The following is an 18,227-nucleotide window of genomic DNA, read 5'->3' as shown; positions in this document are numbered from 1 at the left end:
CTTGCCTATCATCGACAAGAGGTATTGTCTCCACAATTCGCCATGCGTGTTGGTTACCGTGCGGGCTGCTCGGCCCAGGCCCGTACGAACGTCCGCGTGGCGGCGCGGGCCAGCTCCCGCAGGTCGGAGTCGTCCAGCGAGCGGGTGCCCATCTGTGTGCGCGCCTCCAGGGGGCCGAGCAGGAGGCCGAGGAACTGCTCGGCCGCCAGATCGGGATCGGTGGTGTGGACGCGGCCGGCGAGCGCGAGCCGGGCCAGCCGGTCGGCCAGGGCCTTGGTGAGCCGGTCGGGGCCGCTCTCCCTGACGATGTCGAGGATGTCGGGGAAGTGGGTGACCTCCGAGTAGAGCAGCCGCCGCAGCGCGCACGAACGCCCGTCGGTGTGCAGGCGGAGCAGGGCCCCGGCGACCTCCTCCAGCGTCACGGACAGGTCGTCGCCGGGGGCGGCGAGCGGCTCCAGGGCGGCGACGCGCTCGTCGAGCACGGCCTGCGCGGCGGCCTCGATGGCGTGCCGGAAGAGGGTGGCCTTGTCGGTCATGTGGTTGTAGACCGTCGGCTTGGCCACGCCCGCCTCCCGGGCGATGTCCTGCACGCACGACTGCGCGTAGCCCTCCCGCGCGAAAACGGTGAACGCGCCTTCCAGGATGGCCTGCCGCTTGTCGATCCGTCCCCTGGTGGTGGTCATACCTGTGATTGTACCCACGGGTTCAATCGTATGGACGATGAGGTTGCGGCGAACGCGTTGGATAATTAAGTTGAACCCATGAGTTCAGATGCGGATGACCGCTTGGACCGGCGGCTGGTGGGCACGATCGTCGTGGTCCTGCTCGGCGGGCTGCTGGGCATCCTCAACAGCACCATGGCGGCCGTCGCCACCGACACGCTGGCCGAGCTCTTCGACACGTCGCTGAGCACGATCGGCTGGACCGCCACCGGCTTCCTGCTGGCCGTGACCGCCACCATCCCGTTCACCACCTGGGCCGTCGACCGGTACGGCGGCAAGCGCCTGTGGGTGGCCGGTCTGGTGCTGTTCCTGGCCGGGTCGCTGGCCGCCGGGCTGGCCTGGGACGTGGGCAGCCTGATCGCGTTCCGGGTGGTGCAGGGGCTCGGGGCGGGGCTGCTCGACCCGCTCGTGCTGATCCTGCTCGCCCGCGCCGCCGGGCCGCGCCGGGCCGGGCGGGTGATGGGGCTGATGGGCGTGGTGCTGTCGCTGGGGCCGGTGCTCGGGCCGATCGCGGGCGGCGCGATCCTCGGCGCCATGAGCTGGCGGGCGATGTTCCTGATCAGCGTGGCCGTCGGTGTCGTCGCGCTGGTGCTCGCGCTACGGGTGATCCCCGCCGACGAGCCGGTCGAGGAGCGTCCCTCGCGGCTGGACGTGGTCGGGCTGGCGCTGCTCGGGCCGGGCTTCGCGGCCGTCGTGCTGGCGCTGTCGCAGACCGGCGAGCAGGGGACGTTCGGCGCGTGGCAGGTGGTGCTGCCGCTGGCCCTGGGGGTCGCGCTGCTCGTCGGGTACGCCGTCCACGCCCGTACGCCGTCGCCGCTGATCGATCTGCGGTTGTTCCGCAACCGGGGATTCAGCGCGAGCGTCACGATCATGGGGCTCGGCGGGATGGGGCTGTTCGCCGGGCTGTTCGCGCTGCCCCTGTACTACCAGCAGGCGCACGGTCACGGCGTGCTGGCGGCCGGGCTGCTCATGGCCCCGCTCGGCCTCGGCGGCGCCATCGCCATGCCGCTGGCCGGACGCCTCTCCGACCGGCTCGGCGCGCGCGGCCTGGCCGCCGCGGGCGCGGTCGTGGCGGTCGCCAGCGTGTTCGCCCTGACCCGGATCGGGCCCGGCACGCCTGAGGTGTGGCCGGCCCTGGCGGCGCTCACGTTCGGGCTGGGCAGCGGCTGCTTCAGCGCCCCGACGATGGGCTCGCTCTACCGTACGCTCCCCGGGCCCATGGTGGCCCAGGGCAGTTCGGTGCTCTACATGCTGAACCAGCTCGGCGCGGCGCTCGGGGTGGCCCTCGTGGCGCTCGTCGTCCAGACCTCGGCCGACGCGATGAGCGGGCTGCGCGGGGTGTTCTGGCTGAGTGTCGGCTCCAACCTGCTCGTCCTGGCCCTCGTCCCGCTCCTGCCGGGAAGGACCCGCGCCCCGGAGCCGCCAGTACGCGAGCAGGAGTTCGCGTGACCATCGAAATCCATGCAGGAGAGGGGACTCGTATGACGAGAACACTGGTGATCAGCGGCGGGACCGACGGGATGGGCAGGGCGCTCGCCCGGACCTACCTGGAGCGCGGTGACACGGTCGCCGTCGTGGGACGCGACCCGGCCAAGGCGTTGCCAGGAACGACGTTCATCCAGGCCGACCTGTCCCTGATCAGCGAGAACCGGCGGGTGATCGACGAGGTCAACACCCGCTTCCCGGTGGTGGACGCGCTGGTGTTGTGCGCGCGCTACTTCCGTACGCATCGGTTCGTGACGAAGGAAGGGCTGGAGGGCACGTTCGCGCTCGACTACCTGAGCCGCTTTCTGCTCAGTCATGGGCTGAACGGGCCACGGACGATCGTGAACGTGTCGGGGCCTGGCCAGCCGGACGGGCGGATCCACTGGGACGACCTCATGCTGGAGCACCGCTACGACGGCATGAGGGCGCAGTTCCAGGCCGGGAAGGCGAACGACCTGCTGGGCGTGGCCTTCGCGGCGCGGCACGGCGACCGTACCCGGTATGTGCTGATCCATCCGGGTGGGGTGTCGACCAGTGTGGCCGGTGAGTACGACGCGGCGACGGCGATGCACGTCGAGGCGCTGAAACGGTACGGGGTGCCGGTGGAGGAGGGCATCAAGCCCATCGTCGCCCGCATCGACGACCCGCCGGCCGAGCCGCTCACCGCGTTCATGCGGCACCGGCCCATCGGCCTTGACCTGCCGTCCTTCGACCCGGGGGCGGCGGAGAAGCTGCACGAGGTCACACTCGCGGTGATCGGCTCCACGGCCGGACCGATCTAGCGACCGATCCGGCCGGACCGAGGTGTGTCCCGCCCTCCCGAGGCGGGACGCACCTGTGCCTCAACCCTTGTAGTTGAAGATCTGGCGGAGCGTGTGCTGGACCTCGACGAGATCCTTCTGGTCCGCCATCACCTGGTCGATCGGCTTGTACGCGTCAGGATGCTCGTCCACCAGGGCCGCGGCCCGGTCCGCGTTCCAGGTGCGACCGCTCATCGCCGCGGACAGGGACGCCACGGACAGCTCCCGCTTCGCCTTGGTACGCGACATACGGCGGCCCGCACCGTGCGAGCAGGAGTGGTACGACTCCGGGTTCCCGCGACCCCGCACGATGTACGAGCGGGTGCCCATCGAGCCAGGGATCACGCCTTCGTCGCCGGTGTCGGCCTTGATGGCCCCCTTGCGGGTGATCCAGAGGGACTTGCCGTAGTGGGTCTCCTGCTGGGTGAAGTTGTGGTGACAGTTGATGGTGCGGACCCGCTGCCCCTGGCCGACGACCCTGAACAGCGCGTTGATCAGGACCTTGTCCATCCGTGCCCGCGAAGCCATGGCGTAGTGCTGGGCCCACAGCATGTCCTCGATGTACGCGGTGAACTCCGGCGTGCTCTGGACCAGGTACGCCAGGTCCGGGTCCTCCAGGCCGACGGCCTGCTTCCTCATCAGCTTCTTCGCGCCCGTGATGTGCATCTGGGCGAGTTGGTTGCCGATGCCGCGCGAACCCGAGTGCAGGACCGTCCAGACGTGGTCACGCTCGTCGAGGCAGACCTCGACGAAGTGGTTGCCGGAGCCGAGGGTGCCGAACTGCTCGGCCACCTTCCTGCTCTGCTTCGGGTTGAGGTCGGTGTGGGGAAGACCGAGGTCACTGAGCGTACGGTCGATCGACGGGTCGTCGTGGCCCTTGCCGACACCGGCGGGGATGCGGTGCTCCACCATCGGCATCAGGGCGGCGAGCGTGTCGGGCAGGTCCGCCGCCGTGAGCGTCGTCTCCGTGGCCACCATGCCGCAACCGATGTCCACGCCGACGGCGGCGGGGATGATCGCGTTTTCGGTGGGGATGACCGAGCCGACCGTCGCACCGATGCCGACGTGCGCGTCGGGCATGAGAGCGACGTGGCCGGAGACGAACGGCAGGCGGGCGGTGCGTGCGGCCTGCAGGATCGCGCCTTCGTCGATCTCGCTGGCCCACGACAGCAGGTTCGGTGCGGGCTGGTTCGGCATGAAAGAAATCTCCTCACTGGTTCGTGATCAGTGTGGCGACACCAGGCGAGGAATTCCCACTCATTTTATCGAATATGGGGTTCTGCCGTAGCGCGGCGCCGGTCCGGGCGTCCACGCGGGGGAGCAGCCGCAGGAGGCGGCCGTCAGGCCGACTCGCGGACGACCAGGTTGGCCGGGAGGAGGACGGGGGCGTCCGGGCCGCCGTCGAACAGGCCCAGGAGGAGGTCCACGGTGGCGGTGGCCCAGTCGGTCATCGGGCTGTGGATCGTGGTCAGGGCCGGGCTGGTGTAGCGGGCGGCCTCGATGTCGTCGAAGCCGATCACCGCGACGTCGTCCGGCACCCTGCGGCCCGATTCGCGCAGGGTGCGCAGGGCGCCGATGGCCATGAGGTCGTTGGCGGCGAAGACGGCGTCGAGGCGGGGGTCGTCCTGGAGGAGCTGGCGCATGGCGTCGGCGCCGGAGACGCGGGTGAAGTCGCCGAGGGCGACGATCGAGCGGTGGCCGGTGTCGCGCATAACGTCGGTGTATGCGGTGAGGCGTTCCTGTGAGGCGATCATGTCCAGCGGGCCCGTGATCGTGGCGATCCGGCGCCTGCCCTGCCCGAGCAGGTGGTGGACGGCCAGGGCGGCGCCGCCGGGGTTGTCGTTCTCGGCGTGGGGGACGGCCGGGTTCGTACGGCCCAGCGAGACGACAGGGAGGCCCTTGCGGGCCAGCGTGGCGGGCAGGGAGTCGGCGCCGTGCATGGAGACGAGCATGACGCCGTCGACGTGGCCGGCCGCGACGTACTGGGACACGCGGGCCCGGCTCTCCTCCGAGCCCGCCAGCATGAGCACCACCTGCTTCCCGGCCGCCTCCAGTTTCCTGCTGGCCTGGCGGACCACGGCCGAGAACATCGGGTCGTCGGAGACGAGGCCCTTGGGCGGGTCGGAGACGACGAGGGCGACGGCGTCGGTACGGCGGGTGGCCAGGTGGCGGGCGGCGGCGTGGGGGACGTAGCCCAGCTCCCTGACCGCCCGCAGCACCACCTCGCGGATCGACGGGGCCACGGTCGAGGCGCCGTTGATCACCCGGGAGACGCTGGACTTGGAGACGCCGGCACGGGCGGCCACGGCTTCGAGGGTCGGGCGGTTCGCCTCGCTCTTGGGTGCCACCTCACTCCTTCCGGCGAGAGAGCGCTCCCTCGCAAGGGTGCGGGTGCGGGGCGGGGCGAGTCAAGACGTGCCTTTTTCGTGTGTTTCTCAGGGCGGGGATGGGTCCTCGGGCGGTCCGCGAGTGGGGTGTGGATCGTGGCTGGTCGCGGGGTGTCATCAGGTTCGCGGAGTCGAGTGAGAGAGCGCTCTCTCATGCGTCGGAGAGGTTTCTAAGGGGTTAACGCGGACCTTGACAGGGATTAGAGACGCGAGCACCCTCCCATTCAGGGAGCGCTCCCTCGAACCATCCCCCCAGTTTGACGGAGACGTCGTGAGTCCACCCCGCAGCCCAGGCGTGCGCCGCCTGGCGACGCTCATCGCCCTCATGATCACCCTGTCGCTGATGTCGGCGCTGCCCGCCGGCGCCGCCGACCCCCTCCTCTCCCAGGGCAAGCCGGTCACCGCCTCCTCCACCGAGAGCATCGTCTTCCCCGCCTCCGCCGCCGTGGACGGCGACGCGGGCACCCGCTGGTCCAGCGCCTTCGCCGACCCCCAGTGGATCCAGGTCGACCTGGGCGCCACCGCGTCCATCAGCCAGGTCGAGCTGAGCTGGGAGGCCGCGTACGCCACCGCCTTCCAGGTGCAGGTATCAGCCGACGGCGGCGCCTGGACCACCCTCCACTCGACGACCACCGCCGCCGGCGGCGCCCAGACTCTGACCGTCTCCGGCAGCGGCCGCTACGTACGCGTCCACGGCACCGCGCGGGCCACCCAGTGGGGCTACAGCCTCTGGGAGTTCAAGGTCTACGGGACCACGGGCTCCACCGGCCCCGACCCCGGCGAGCGGCTGCTGTCGTACAACAAGCCCGGCGTGGCCTCCACCTCCCAGCACGACGTGAACTGCTGGGAGTGCACCCCGGCCAGGGCGTTCGACCTCGACCCGGCCAGCCGATGGGCCACCAGCTCCACCACCGGCTGGGTGGACCCCGGCTGGATCTACGTGGACCTGGGCGCGACCGCGCAGATCAGCAAGGTCGTCCTGCAGTGGGACCCGGCCTACGCCAGGTCGTTCCAGATCCAGGTGTCGAACGACGCGAGCGCCTGGACGACCGTCTACACCACGACCACCGGCACCGGGTTCAAGCAGACGCTGAACGTGACCGGCACGGGCAGATACGTCCGCATGTACGGCACCCAGCGCGCCGGCGCCTACGGCTACAGCCTGTGGGAGTTCCAGGTGTACGGCACCGGCGGCAACCCCACCGACCCCCCGGCCCCGCCCAAGGACCCCGCCAACCCGCCGGCCCTGGTGTGGAGCGACGAGTTCAACAGCCCGTCAGGCAGCAAGCCCGACGCCGCCAAGTGGCGCGCGGACCCGGGCACGGGGCCGAACAACGAGCTGGAGTACTACACCAACCACGACAACGCCTCCATGGACGGCCAGGGACACCTGGTCATGGAGGCCCGCAAGCAGGCCACACCGGGCTCCGCCTGCCCGACCGACCCGCTGACCGGCAGCACCACCTGCCAGTACACCTCGGCCAGGATGAACACCGGCACGAAGTTCCACTTCACCTACGGCCGGGTCGAGGCCCGGATCAAGGTGCCCAAGGGCAACGGGCTGTGGCCGGCGTTCTGGATGATGGGCGCGGACTTCCTGACCGGGCGGCCGTGGCCGTACAACGGCGAGATCGACATCATGGAGGTCCTCGGCAAGGACGTGAAGACGTCCTACTCGACCGTCCACGCGCCCGCCTACAACGGCGGAGGGGGCGTCGGGTCGCCCTACACGCTGCCGAGCGGGGCCGACTTCTCCGACGACTTCCACGTCTGGGCCGCCAACTGGGACAGCAAGGGCATCGTCTACACGCTCGACGGGCGGACGGTGTTCACCATCAGCAAGGACCAGGTCGAGCAGACCCGGGGCCCGTGGATCTTCGACCACCCGTTCTACATCATCCTCAACCTCGCCGTCGGCGGTGACTGGCCGGGGCCGCCGAACGCCGCCACGCCGTTCCCGTCCCGGATGCTCGTCGACTACGTACGCGTCTACCAATGATCACCAAAGGAACGAAGGGAGCCGCCATGCTCATCTCACGACTGCTCGCCCTGTTATCCGTGTTGCTCGCGACGTTCGTCGTGGCCCCGCGCCCGGCGACGGCCGAGCCCGTACGGGTCGCGGAGTTCCTCGCCGACTGCCCGTTCAGCCACCGGCTGCCCGACGACCCGATCGTCTTCCCCGGTCTGGCGGGTGCCTCGCACATGCACAGCTTCTTCGGCAGCCGTGTCACCAACGCCCACACCCAGCTCTCCGACCTGCTGAACGGCGCCACCAACTGCAACCCCGCCGTGGACAAGTCGTCGTACTGGGTGCCGACCCTCTACCGGGACGACGCTCCCGTGGAACCGGCCATCGTCACGTTCTACTACCTCGGCGAGGGCGTCCGTGACGACGTCATCGCCAGGACCCAGCCGCTGCCGCTGGGGCTGCGGATCGTGGCGGGCAACGCCAAGGCGACCGGGCCGGACAGCACCACGATCTCCCGATGGTCGTGCCTGCACGCGGGGCACGTGGGGGCGTCGAAGGACTTCGTCAACTGTCCGCCGGGGACGATGCTGGAGTCGTACCTGGACTTCCCGCAGTGCTGGAACGGGCGCGATCTGGACTCGGCCGACCACAAGAGTCACATGGCCTATCCGGTGGCGGGCGAGTGCCCCAGCACGCATCCCGTACCGGTGCCGAAGCTGCGGCAGGTGATCCGCTATCCGGTGAGCGGTGACCCCGCGCACTTCCGGCTGGCGTCGGGCGGCGGGTTCACGATGCACGGTGACTTCTTCAACGCCTGGCCGGCGGCGGAGATGGAGCGCCGGGTGCGTGACTGCATCCGTCCGATCATCAAGTGCGGCGCCGACGGACGTCCGTCGTAGCCGTCTGCTGTTCCGTTCCTGTTTCTGTGTCCGGGCGGGTTCGCCCGCCCGGACTCCCGCCTGGGAGGTCGTGACCGTGCTGCGGCGTCTGGTGCTGGTGTTGGCGCTGGTCCTGGCCCCGATCGGGTGCTCGGCCGCGCGGGAGCCCGTGCCCTCCCCACAGGTGACCGGCACGCCTTTCAACACGACCGACGTGGCCTGGCTGCAGCTCGCCGAGGCGCTGCACACGCGTACGCAGCCGCTGCTGGAGCTGGCGTCCGAGCGGGCGGGCAGCCGGTCGCTGGCCGAGCTGGCGGGTCGGCTGGGCGAGGCGCACGAGGCGGGACGCGAACGGCTGCGCACCCTGCTCGTACGGGCCGGGGGCGGCGGGGAGAACCCGCACGCCGGGCACGACATGCCGGGCATGCCCACGGCGCAGGACCTGGAGCAGGTGACCGGGCTGCGGGACGACGCCTTCGACCGGCGGTTCACGGAGCTGACGCGGTCCTACCTGGAACAGCTCGTGCTGATCGCCAACGGGGAGCGCGGCTCGGGCGGGGCGGCCGAGGTGCGGGAGCTGGCGGGCGCGATGTCCCGTACCCATGCGGCCGAGCTGGCCCAGCTCCAGCAGATCACCGCGCCCTAGGCTGGGGGCCATGAGCGAGTTGCTGGGGGCCGGGCGCAGCGCCGACGTCTACGCGATCGGCGACGGCCGCGTGCTGCGCCGCTACCGGGTCGCGATCGACGCCCGGCGGGAGACGGCGGTCATGGCGTACGTGGCCGGGCACGGCTATCCCGTCCCCGAGGTCTACCCGGGGGAGAGCACCGCCACCGACCTGGTGATGCGGCGGCTGCCGGGGCCGACCATGGTCCGGGCCCTGGTCGACGGCGAGATCGCGCCCGAGGAGGCGGGCGAGGTCCTCGCGCGGCTGCTGCGGCGGCTGCACACGATCCCGGCCAGGGAGTCCGGCGATCCGCGCGACCGGATCCTCCACCTCGACCTGCATCCGGACAACGTGATGCTGACGCCGGATGGACCGATGGTGATCGACTGGAGCAACGCGGGGGAGGGGCCGCCCGCGCTCGACTGCGCCCTCTCGGCGGTGATCCTCGCGCAGGCGGCCGTGGACCCGGAGTTCGGCTTCGGGGAGGGGGCCGGGTCGGTGCTCGCCGCGCTGCTCGGGGCGCTCGGCACCGATCTCGACCTGGGCGAGCCGCTCGACCAGGCCAGGGCCCGCCGGGCGGCCGACCCCGCGCTCAGCGAACGGGAAGTGGGGCTGCTGGACGAGGCGGTCGCGCTGGTGCGGCGGCTGCGTCCGGCCCTGTCATGATCTTCTGGTGCGGTGGTTCTCCGAGCGCCAGGCGCCGCTGGCCGCGGCCTCCTCGACGTACGTCTCGAACGACTTCGGCGGGCGGCCCGTCACCCGGCGCACCGCCTCCGAGACCGGCTGGTCGCCCAGCGCGCGCAGGGCGGCGAACGCCTTGGCCGCCCGGATCGACTCGTCGGAGAAGCCGTTGGCCGCGATGTAGTCCTCGTCGCCGCCCAGGTAACGCACCTCGCGCCCGATCCTCCGGCCGATGATCTCCACGGCCTCGCCGAACGGCAGCGAACGCGGCCCCGTCAGCTCGTACGAGCGCCCTTCGAGACCGTCCGAGGTCAGGGCCGCGGCGGCGACGGCCGCGATGTCACCGGCGTCCACGAACCCCTGGCCCACGTCGCCGACCGGCACCAGCAGCTCGCCCGCCATGATGGCCGGTTGGAAGAAGCCCTCGTCGAAGTTCTGGTCGAACCAGCTCGGCCGCAGGATCGTCCACGCGGCCCCGCTGCCGCGGACCGTGCACTCGGCCGCCTGCAGGCGCTCGTCGCCCATCGCCTCGATGGCCCCGCTCGACAGCAGCACGATGCGCTCGACGCCGCCGCGCACGGCCAGCGACACGAACGCGGGATCGACCGGCGTCCCGTCGGGCGCCATGAGGTAGAGGGCCTTCGCGCCGGACACGGCCGCCTCCCAGGTGGCGGGGTCGGACCAGTCGAACCTGGTCCGGCCGCTCCTGGAGGCCGCGCGCACGGGACGGCCACCGGCCCGCAGCAGCTCGGCCACCCGACGGCCGGTGGAACCGGTGGCACCGAGGACGAGGATCACCTGGCCAGTCATGCCCCGGCTCAGGCAAAGGCCACCGGCAGAACTCGTCAAGGGCGTCCGGCCCGCGTGCGGGTCACTCCGTCCAGGCGGAGGTGGTGTCGAGGCGTTCGCGCCAGAGCTTCTCGCCCGCGCCGCCCGGCTCCCAGCGGGCGCAGAAGTCGAGCAGGGCGCGGCAGCGGGCCACCATGGCGGCCTGCCGCTCGGCCCAGCCGGGCACGGGCTCGCCGTACGCGGCGAAGAAGTGCGGCAGCAGCGGCACGTGCTCGGGGTGGTGGCTGCGTACGGTCCACTCCAGCCAGGCGAGGTCCTCGACCGGCCGCCCCGGGTGGGCCCACTCCCAGTCGAGGATCGCGGTCGTCTCGAACGTGGCCGGGTGGAACAGCATGTTCTGCGGGCCGTAGTCGCCGTGCACGATGCCCAGCCGGTGGATGCGGGCCAGCATGCGCCCGCACTCGGCCAGCACCTCCACCGCCCGCCCGTCGTCGAGGAGGTCCTGGCCGTGGGAGCCGTCGACGAAGCGGGTGGTCAGGCTCGTGGCGGTGATCTGGTGGACGCGGGGGACCGGCAGGCGGCCACGCAGCCGGCGCAGGTATCTGCTCTCCGTGCTCAGCCTGAACGCCGCCTCGGGACCCTGGTAGCACTTCACGACCAGGGCGCCGTCGCCGAACGTGCTGTTGGTGTACCCGTGCTTCACAAGGGTCGATTCTGGCGTACGCGGGCCCCTGCCGGACCCCCTGGCGCGCCATCCGCCCGGCTCCGATACACGATGTAAGGACGGAACAAATAGCCCAACGGTGCGGAAAGCGCATGCACCAAGCGGCTGAACGGGAAAAGTGCGATCAGCAGCATCCCGGTGATCGTGTGCACCTTGTAAAGCACGCTCGCGTGCGCCATCGCGTCGGTGTCCGGCCGGAGCACGAAGATGCCGCGGAACCAGGGCGCGACCGTCGTCCGGTAGCTGACCTCGCTGGGCAGGAACCCCGCCACCGTCGTCACCACGCCCGCGATGATCGCCGCGGCCAGCACCGCGTACATCACCTTGTCATTGCGCGTGGTCGCCAGGAACACCGGCCCGTTGACGCGGCGGCGGTAGATCAGCAGCCCCAGCGCCACGAGCGTGACCAGCCCCGCCAGCCCGCCCCAGACGAGCGCGTTGGCGTGGTAGGCGGCGTTCGAGATGCCGATGGCGTGGGTCCAGCGGATGGGGACGAGCAGCCCGGTCACGTGCCCGATGATCACGAACAACAGGCCGTAGTGGAACATCGGGCTGGCCGCGCGCAGCAGCGGGCTCTCGTAGAGCTGGGAGGAGCGGGTGGTCCAGCCGAACTTGTCGTACCGGTAGCGCCAGATCAGCCCGCCGACGAAGATCAGCAGAGTGAGGTACGGCGTCACCGTCCAGAGCGTGCTCTCGATCCAGATCACCGGTAGCCTCCCACGCTCTCGGCCGGGGGCCCGCCGGCGGCCAGCCGGGCGGCCCTGTCGCGCTCGGCGGCGGTGATCGGCCGCAGCGTCGCGCACACCGTCCCGATCACGTGCCGGTACGGCGAGTCGCGCTCGGCCAGGGCCGTCAGCAGCAGCTCCAGGCCCACCCGGTGCTCCTCGATCAGCGCGGCGCCCGACGGGTCGAGCGCGGCGAACTCCAGCATCACCGGGAGGAAGTCGGGCAGTTCGTCGTCGAGCAGGTCCCAGCCGGCCGCCCGGTAGCGGAGCTTCAGCCTGGCCAGCGACTCGCCGCGGCGGCGGGTGTCGCCGTCGGCGTAGTAGGTCAGGTACAGGCAGCAGCGCCGCTGCAGGTCGAACGTCTCCACGTAGTGCGGTGCCAGCTCGGCGGGCCCGAGTGCGCTCGCCAGCTCAAGGAACGTGCCGAAGTGCGGTTCGGCGGCCTCGCGGATGAGCGGCAGGCGGCGCCAGAACCGTTCGTCGGGGTAGGCGAGCAGGTGGGCGGCGGCCTGCCAGACGACGGGCTTGTTCATGATCTGCCCTTCTTCGTGGGGAACAGGCCGATGGGGGTGCCGCGGCCGTCCCAGTTGAGGAGGTTCACCCGGTCGTGGGTGACCTCGTCGCCGGTCTGGCGTTCCTTCAGGCCGTGGAAGCTCTCGATCGAGACCGGTACCGGCCGGCCTGACCCCTCGCCGAACGGGCCCTGCATGCCCGGCCCGCCGTCGTAGTCGAGGCTGCACCCGCCCTCCTCCACGACGCCGGGCACGTTGCCGTACGCGGTCGGGATCACGTAGCGCTCGTCGTACTTGGCCAGGGCCAGCAGCCGGTACATGGCGCGCAGCTCGTCCTCCGGCGGGCCGGTCTCCGGCGGGACGGGCCGCTCGCCGAGGTTGACCGCCCGCATGAACGACCGCATCGCGGCCAGGCGGCGCAACGCGGCGGTCACGGGCGCCGGGTCGCCGGCGGTGAACAGCTCGGCCAGGTAGTCGACGGGGATGCGCAGCGAGTCGATGGCGGCGAACAGGTTGCCCGCGTCCTCGCCGTCGTGGCCGGTCGTGGACAGGGCGTCCACCACCGGGGACAGCGGCGGGACGTACCAGACCATGGGCAGCGTGCGGTACTCCGGGTGCAGGGGCAGCGCCAGCCGGTACCTCTTGATCAGGTCGTAGACGGGGGACCTGCGGGCGGCCTCCAGCCACTCGGCGGGCAGCCCGGCGGTCTCGGCGGCCAGGCTGTGCGGGTCGACGAAGAGGTCGAGCTGGGCCTCGTACAGGTCGCGCTCGTCCGGCACGGAGGCGGCCTCGGTGACGCGGTCGGCGTCGTACAGCAGGACGCCGAGGTAGCGCAGGCGGCCCACGCACGTCTCCGAGCAGACCGTCGGCAGCCCCACCTCGACCCGCGGGTAGCAGAACGTGCACTTCTCGGCCTTGCCGGTCTTGTGGTTGAAGTACACCTTCTTGTACGGGCACCCCGTCACGCACATCCGCCACCCGCGGCACCGGTCCTGGTCGACCAGCACGATGCCGTCCTCGGCCCGCTTGTACAGGGCGCCGGACGGGCAGGCGGCCACGCACGACGGGTTGAGGCAGTGCTCGCAGATGCGCGGCAGGTAGAACATGTACGCCTGCTCGAAGGACAGCTTGACGTCGTCCGACACCTTCGCCAGCACCGGGTCGGGGCTGGGGTCGCCGCCCAGGTTGTCGTCCCAGTTGGCGCTCCAGTCGATCTTCATCGGCTCGTTGCTGATCACGGATCTGGGCGGCGCGACCGGGACGTCGCCGGAGAGCGGGGCGGTGGTGAGGTTCTCGTAGTCGTAGGTCCAGGGCTGGTAGTAGTCGTCGATGGAGGGCATGAGCGGGTTGGCGAAGATGCTCAGCAGCCTGCGCAGGCGTCCCCCGGCCCGCGGCCTGAGCCTGCCCCCGCCCGTCAGCTCCCAGCCGCCCCGCCAGCGCTCCTGGTCCTCGTAGCGCCGGGGATAGCCCTGGCCGGGGCGGGTCTCGACGTTGTTGAACCAGACGTACTCGACGCCGGGGCGGTTGGTCCAGGTCTGCTTGCAGGTGACCGAGCAGGTGTGGCATCCGATGCACTTGTCGAGGTTCATCACCATGGCGATCTGGGCCATGACCTTCATCAGTACCGCACCTCCTGCGACCTTCTCCGGATGGTGGTGATCTCGTCGCGCTGGTTGCCGGTCGGGCCCAGGTAGTTGAAGCCGTACGAGAGCTGGGCGTGGCCGCCGATCAGGTGCGTGGGCTTGATCAGCACCCGGGTCAGTGCGTTGTGGATGCCGCCCCGGCGGCCGGTCACCTCCGACTTGGGCACGTCGATGAGACGGTCTTGCGCGTGGTGCACGTACACCGTGCCCTTCGGCATGCGGAGGCTGACGACCGCCCTGGCCACGACCACGCCGTTGCGGTTGACCGCCTCGACCCAGTCGTTGTCGGAGATGCCCAGCTCGCGGGCGTCCTCGGTGGACATCCAGACCGTGGGGCCGCCCCGGGAGAGCGAGAGCATGAGGAGGTTGTCCTGGTACTCGGAGTGGATCGACCACTTGCTGTGCGGGGTCAGGTAACGCAGGGTGCCGCGCTCGCCGTACAGGGCGGCCAGGTCCAGCGGGGGCCGGTAGATCGGCAGGGCCTCGCCGTACTCGTGCATCCACTCGTGGTCGAGGAAGAAGTGCATGCGCCCGGTCAGCGTGTGCCACGGCTTGCCCTGCTCCACGTTGATCGTGAACGGCGAGTAGCGGCGGTCGGGCGCCTCCTTGCCCGACCACTCCGGGCTGGCGGCCACCTGGGTCGGCCTGGCCTGGGTGTCGCTGAACAGGATGCGGTGGTGCGGGTCGGCCAGACCGTCGAAGCTCTCGCCCGTGCGCTGGGCGAGCTGACGGAAGCCCTGCGCGGCCAGGCGGCCGTTGCTCACGCCCGACAGCGCCAGGATCGCCTCGCACGCCTTGGCCTCGGTGCCCAGCTCAGGACGGCCCTTGGCGGCGCCGCGCGGCACCAGGCCGCAGCGCTCGCCCAGCCAGGTCACCTCCTGGTCCGGCCGGAACGTCACGCCTTTGACGGGGATGCCCAGTCGCTCCGTGAGCGGGCCGAGGGCGGCGAGCTTCTCCGCGACCGCGCCGTAGTCGCGCTCCACCACCGTCAGCTCCGGATGGCCGGTGCCGGCCAGCTCGCCCGGCGTGTCGTGCTGGTGCGCGAGCGCCACCACGTCCCTGCGCACGCCCAGGTGCTCCTTCGCCAGGGCGCTGAAGGCGCGGGCGATCGCGTGGAAGGCGGCGAAGTCGGTCATCGTCTCCCACGGCGGGTTGATGGCCGGGTTGAAGGCGTGCACGAACGGGTGCATGTCCGTGCTGGACAGGTCGTGCTTCTCGTACCAGGTGGCGGCGGGCAGGACGACGTCGGAGAAGACCGTGGAGCTGGTCATCCGGAAGTCGAGGGTGACGAGGAGGTCCAGCTTGCCCTTCGGGGCGCGCGGGTCGGGGTTCGGCAGGTTGGAGTCGGCGCCCAGGAGGTGGTGCAGGAAGTACTCGTTGCCCTTGGCGGAGGAGCCGAACAGGTTCGAGCGCCAGAGGGTGAGCACGCGGGGCCAGTTGCGGGGGTCGTCGGGGTTCTCCGCGGCGTGCTTGAGCCGGCCCGCCTCCAGCTCGGAGCGGGTGTGGGCGATGGGGTCGTCGGCGTCGCCCAGGTCGAGGGGGTTGCGGTCGAAGGCCGGTGACATGGGCGTCCAGCCGTTGCGTACGGACTCCGTCACCAGGTCGGCGGTGTGCCTGCCGCGGAACGTGTCAGGGGCGAGCGGGCTGGTCAGCTCGCCGGCGTCGAAGTTGTCGTAGCGCCACTGGTCGGTGTGCAGGTACCAGAACGTGGTGCCGGGCACCTGGCGCGGCGGGCGCGACCAGTCGAGCGCGCCCGCCAGCAGGGCCCACCCGGCCAGCGGGCGGCACTTCTCCTGGCCCACGTAATGGGCCCAGCCGCCGCCGTTGCGACCCTGGCAGCCGGTCAGGATCAGCAGCGACAGGAAGGCGCGGTAGATCGTGTCGCCGTGGAACCACTGCGCCGTGCCCGCCCCCAGGATGATCATGCAGCGCCCGCGGGTGGCCTCCGCCGTCTTGGCGAACTCTCTGACGATCTTCACCGCCCGATCGGCCGAAACGCCGGTGATGGGCTCCTGCCAGGCCGGTGTGTACGGCTCCGCGGCGTCGTCGTAGCCGCTCGGCCAGGTGCCGGGGAGGTGGGGCCGGTGGACACCGTACTGGGCGAGGAGGAGGTCGTAGACCGTCGTGACCGTGTGACCGGCGACCCGCTGGACGGGGACGCCGCGCCGGGCCGAGTGGCCGCCGTCGAAGCGGGGGAGCAGCACCTGCGCCGTCTCGCCCCCGTACAGGGTCAGTTTCGGAGGTGCGTCGAGGCGCAGGTTCCAGCGGCCCGCGCCGGAGTCGGTCCAGCGGAAGCCGACCGAGCCGTTCGGCACCACCGGCTCGCCCGACTCCGCCATGAACACGGTCTTCCACCCGGCCGCCTCCTCCCGCGAGCCCAGGTCGGCGGCCGTCAGGAAGCGGCCGGGCACGTACGCGTCGTCGCGCTCCTCCAGCGTGACCAGGAACGGCAGGTCGGTGAAGCGCTTGACGTAGTCGGCGAAGTACGGCGTCTCCCGCTCGACGAAGAACTCCTTCAGCAGCACGTGCCCCATGGCCATGGCGAGGGCGCCGTCGGTGCCGGGCCGGACCGCGAGGAACTCGTCGGCGAACTTCGCCGCGTCGTTGTAGTCGGGGGAGACCACCACGACCTTCTGGCCGCGGTAGCGGGCCTCGGCCATCCAGTGGGCGTCGGGGGTGCGCGTGACGGGCACGTTGGAGCCCCACAGCATCAGGTACGCCGCGTCCCACCAGTCCGCCGACTCCGGCACGTCGGTCTGGTCGCCGAACACCTGGGGGGAGGCGACAGGGAGGTCGGCGTACCAGTCGTAGAAGGAGAGCATGGTGCCGCCGATGAGGGAGACGAACCTGGCCCCGACGGCGTGGGAGACCATGGACATGGCCGGGACCGGGGAGAACCCGGCGATCCGGTCGGGGCCGTAGGTCTTGATGGTGTGGACGTGGGCGGCGGCGATCATCTCGGTGGCCAGGTCCCACGCGACGCGGACGAGACCGCCGTGGCCTCGGGCGCGCTGGTAGATTTCCCGCTTTTCCGGATTTGTCGTGATGTCTGCCCAGGCGGCCACCGGGTCGTCGTCCAGGCGGCGCTTCGCCTCGACGTACATCTCGACCAGCACAGCCCTGGCGTACGGATAGCGGATCCGGGTCGGCGAGTAGGTGTACCAGGAGAAGGCGGCGCCGCGCGGGCAGCCGCGCGGCTCGTACTCGGGGCGGTCGGGGCCCACGCTCGGGTAGTCGGTCTCCTGGCTCTCCCACGTGATGATGCCGTCCTTGACGTACACCTTCCACGAGCACGAACCCGTGCAGTTCACCCCATGCGTGGACCTGACCACCTTGTCGTGGCTCCACCTGTCACGGTAGTAGACGTCGCCTTCCGTGCCGCCCTTCAGGTAGAGGGTGTGGAGGTCGCCGCTCGTGGATCTGTCGGCCGACCGGCGCAGGAAGCGGCCGGTTTTGAGCAGGAGGTCCTCGGCGGTCATACCCTCACTTCATCACATATGGTGTCTCTTTAGTTACGTAGGGTGCATGTCTGTGCTGCGTAAACGTTCTGGCCTTCGCAAAGGCGCCGGGGGCGCGAAGGTGCACGGGGACGTCCGGAGTCCGGGGTGTGCCACGGCCCTGAGGGGCCTGCGGATCCCAAGGGACGTCCAGGTGCTGCGGTGCGTCCACGTGCTGGGGGACGTTCGCGTGCTGCGGTGCCGTCCACGCGCTGAGGGACGTTCGCGTGTCGAGGGACGTTCGCGTGCTAGGGGACGTTCGCGTGCTGCGGTGCCGTCCACGCGCTGAAGGATGTTCGCGTGCTGAGAGACGTTTGCGTGCTGCGGTGCGTCCACGTATTGAGGGACGTTCGCGTATTGAGGGACGTTCAGGTGCTGTCGCGCGCAGAAGTGCTGAGGGCGCTCAGGTATTGAGGTGCGCTCAGGTATTGAGGTGCGGCGCCCAGGTACTGAGGTGCGTCCGGATTCCGGAGGGCGTCAGGTTTTTGAGGGGTGGAGAGGTTCCGGAGGGTGCCACGGCTTGGAGCGCGCGGGCGGTTTCGGTGGGCGTCGGGGATCCGAGGGCGGCAGGGAGGTCACGGCGGCGGGGGAGGTCATGGACGTCGTCAAGGTCCGGAGCGGTCGCGTGGGGGCGTTCACGTGGTGTGGGTGGGGGGGCGTTCACGTGGTGTGGGCGTCGGGTGGTCACTTGGGGTGGGTGTGAGATGGTCACGTGGTCTGGGTGGCGGGCGTCCGTGCGGTGTGGCTGGG

Annotated in this window: 15 protein-coding genes; 6 read left to right on the top strand and 9 right to left on the bottom strand. The window is 70.8% G+C overall.

Going from position 1 to position 18,227, the window contains the following annotated elements:
- Nucleotides 1–53: 53 nt before the first annotated feature.
- Nucleotides 54–683: a TetR/AcrR family transcriptional regulator gene (locus tag ABD844_RS27505; RefSeq protein ID WP_344884012.1), complete on the bottom strand. Its 630-nt coding sequence runs from the start codon at nucleotides 681–683 to the stop codon at nucleotides 54–56.
- A gap of 78 nt (nucleotides 684–761) precedes the next feature.
- Here ABD844_RS27505 and ABD844_RS27500 point away from each other — a divergent pair, with 78 nt between their 5' ends.
- Nucleotides 762–2,171, top strand: coding sequence for a DHA2 family efflux MFS transporter permease subunit (locus tag ABD844_RS27500; RefSeq protein WP_344884009.1), 1,410 nt, complete (start codon nucleotides 762–764; stop codon nucleotides 2,169–2,171).
- Nucleotides 2,172–2,203: 32 nt separating this feature from the next.
- Nucleotides 2,204–2,989 (top strand): SDR family NAD(P)-dependent oxidoreductase, encoded by a 786-nt coding sequence (locus ABD844_RS27495; RefSeq protein ID WP_344884006.1) that lies wholly within the window; start codon nucleotides 2,204–2,206, stop codon nucleotides 2,987–2,989.
- Nucleotides 2,990–3,049: 60 nt separating this feature from the next.
- On the opposite strand, the gene ABD844_RS27490 is transcribed toward ABD844_RS27495, so the two are convergent.
- Nucleotides 3,050–4,204 (bottom strand): RtcB family protein, encoded by a 1,155-nt coding sequence (locus ABD844_RS27490; RefSeq protein ID WP_344884003.1) that lies wholly within the window; start codon nucleotides 4,202–4,204, stop codon nucleotides 3,050–3,052.
- 143 nt (nucleotides 4,205–4,347) lie between these two features.
- Nucleotides 4,348–5,355, bottom strand: coding sequence for a LacI family DNA-binding transcriptional regulator (locus ABD844_RS27485; protein WP_344884000.1), 1,008 nt, complete (start codon nucleotides 5,353–5,355; stop codon nucleotides 4,348–4,350).
- A gap of 310 nt (nucleotides 5,356–5,665) precedes the next feature.
- Between ABD844_RS27485 and ABD844_RS27480 the strand changes: the two genes are divergently transcribed.
- From ABD844_RS27480 to ABD844_RS27465, 4 genes are all read left to right on the top strand, one after another.
- Entirely contained in the window at nucleotides 5,666–7,393 is a 1,728-nt protein-coding gene (locus tag ABD844_RS27480) for a galactose-binding domain-containing protein (protein ID WP_344883997.1), read from the top strand.
- 26 nt (nucleotides 7,394–7,419) lie between these two features.
- Complete coding sequence (locus tag ABD844_RS27475) at nucleotides 7,420–8,262, top strand: DUF1996 domain-containing protein (protein WP_344883995.1); 843 nt, start codon at nucleotides 7,420–7,422, stop codon at nucleotides 8,260–8,262.
- Nucleotides 8,263–8,332: 70 nt separating this feature from the next.
- On the top strand, nucleotides 8,333–8,887 hold the full coding sequence (locus ABD844_RS27470) for a DUF305 domain-containing protein (protein WP_344883992.1): 555 nt from the start codon (nucleotides 8,333–8,335) through the stop codon (nucleotides 8,885–8,887).
- A 10-nt stretch (nucleotides 8,888–8,897) separates the two neighbouring features.
- Nucleotides 8,898–9,572, top strand: a complete 675-nt coding sequence (locus tag ABD844_RS27465) for a phosphotransferase (RefSeq protein ID WP_344883989.1) — start codon at nucleotides 8,898–8,900, stop codon at nucleotides 9,570–9,572.
- On the opposite strand, the gene ABD844_RS27460 is transcribed toward ABD844_RS27465, so the two are convergent.
- From ABD844_RS27460 to ABD844_RS27435, 6 genes are all read right to left on the bottom strand, one after another.
- Nucleotides 9,567–10,397, bottom strand: a complete 831-nt coding sequence (locus tag ABD844_RS27460) for an SDR family oxidoreductase (protein WP_344883986.1) — start codon at nucleotides 10,395–10,397, stop codon at nucleotides 9,567–9,569. The genes ABD844_RS27465 and ABD844_RS27460 overlap by 6 nt on opposite strands.
- Before the next feature lie 61 nt (nucleotides 10,398–10,458).
- Complete coding sequence (locus ABD844_RS27455) at nucleotides 10,459–11,079, bottom strand: phosphotransferase (protein ID WP_344883983.1); 621 nt, start codon at nucleotides 11,077–11,079, stop codon at nucleotides 10,459–10,461.
- Nucleotides 11,076–11,807, bottom strand: a complete 732-nt coding sequence (narI, locus tag ABD844_RS27450; RefSeq protein ID WP_344883980.1) for a respiratory nitrate reductase subunit gamma — start codon at nucleotides 11,805–11,807, stop codon at nucleotides 11,076–11,078. The genes ABD844_RS27455 and narI overlap by 4 nt, the downstream gene beginning before the upstream one ends.
- On the bottom strand, nucleotides 11,804–12,358 hold the full coding sequence (narJ, locus tag ABD844_RS27445; RefSeq protein ID WP_344883977.1) for a nitrate reductase molybdenum cofactor assembly chaperone: 555 nt from the start codon (nucleotides 12,356–12,358) through the stop codon (nucleotides 11,804–11,806). Before narJ ends, narI begins: the two co-directional genes overlap by 4 nt.
- Nucleotides 12,355–13,956 carry a nitrate reductase subunit beta gene (gene narH, locus ABD844_RS27440; protein WP_344883974.1) on the bottom strand — a complete coding sequence of 534 codons (1,602 nt, stop codon included), beginning with the start codon at nucleotides 13,954–13,956 and terminating at the stop codon, nucleotides 12,355–12,357. The genes narJ and narH overlap by 4 nt, the downstream gene beginning before the upstream one ends.
- Nucleotides 13,956–17,459 carry a nitrate reductase subunit alpha gene (locus ABD844_RS27435; RefSeq protein ID WP_344883971.1) on the bottom strand — a complete coding sequence of 1,168 codons (3,504 nt, stop codon included), beginning with the start codon at nucleotides 17,457–17,459 and terminating at the stop codon, nucleotides 13,956–13,958. The genes narH and ABD844_RS27435 overlap by 1 nt, the downstream gene beginning before the upstream one ends.
- Between the last annotated feature and the right edge of the window lie 768 nt (nucleotides 17,460–18,227).

The sequence above is a fragment of the Nonomuraea antimicrobica genome, assembly GCF_039536965.1.
In the GTDB taxonomy this organism is placed as follows: Bacteria; Actinomycetota; Actinomycetes; order Streptosporangiales; family Streptosporangiaceae; genus Nonomuraea; species Nonomuraea antimicrobica.
The sequence above is the reverse complement of the archived record's forward strand: the minus strand, read 5'-3'. Positions and strand labels throughout refer to the sequence as shown.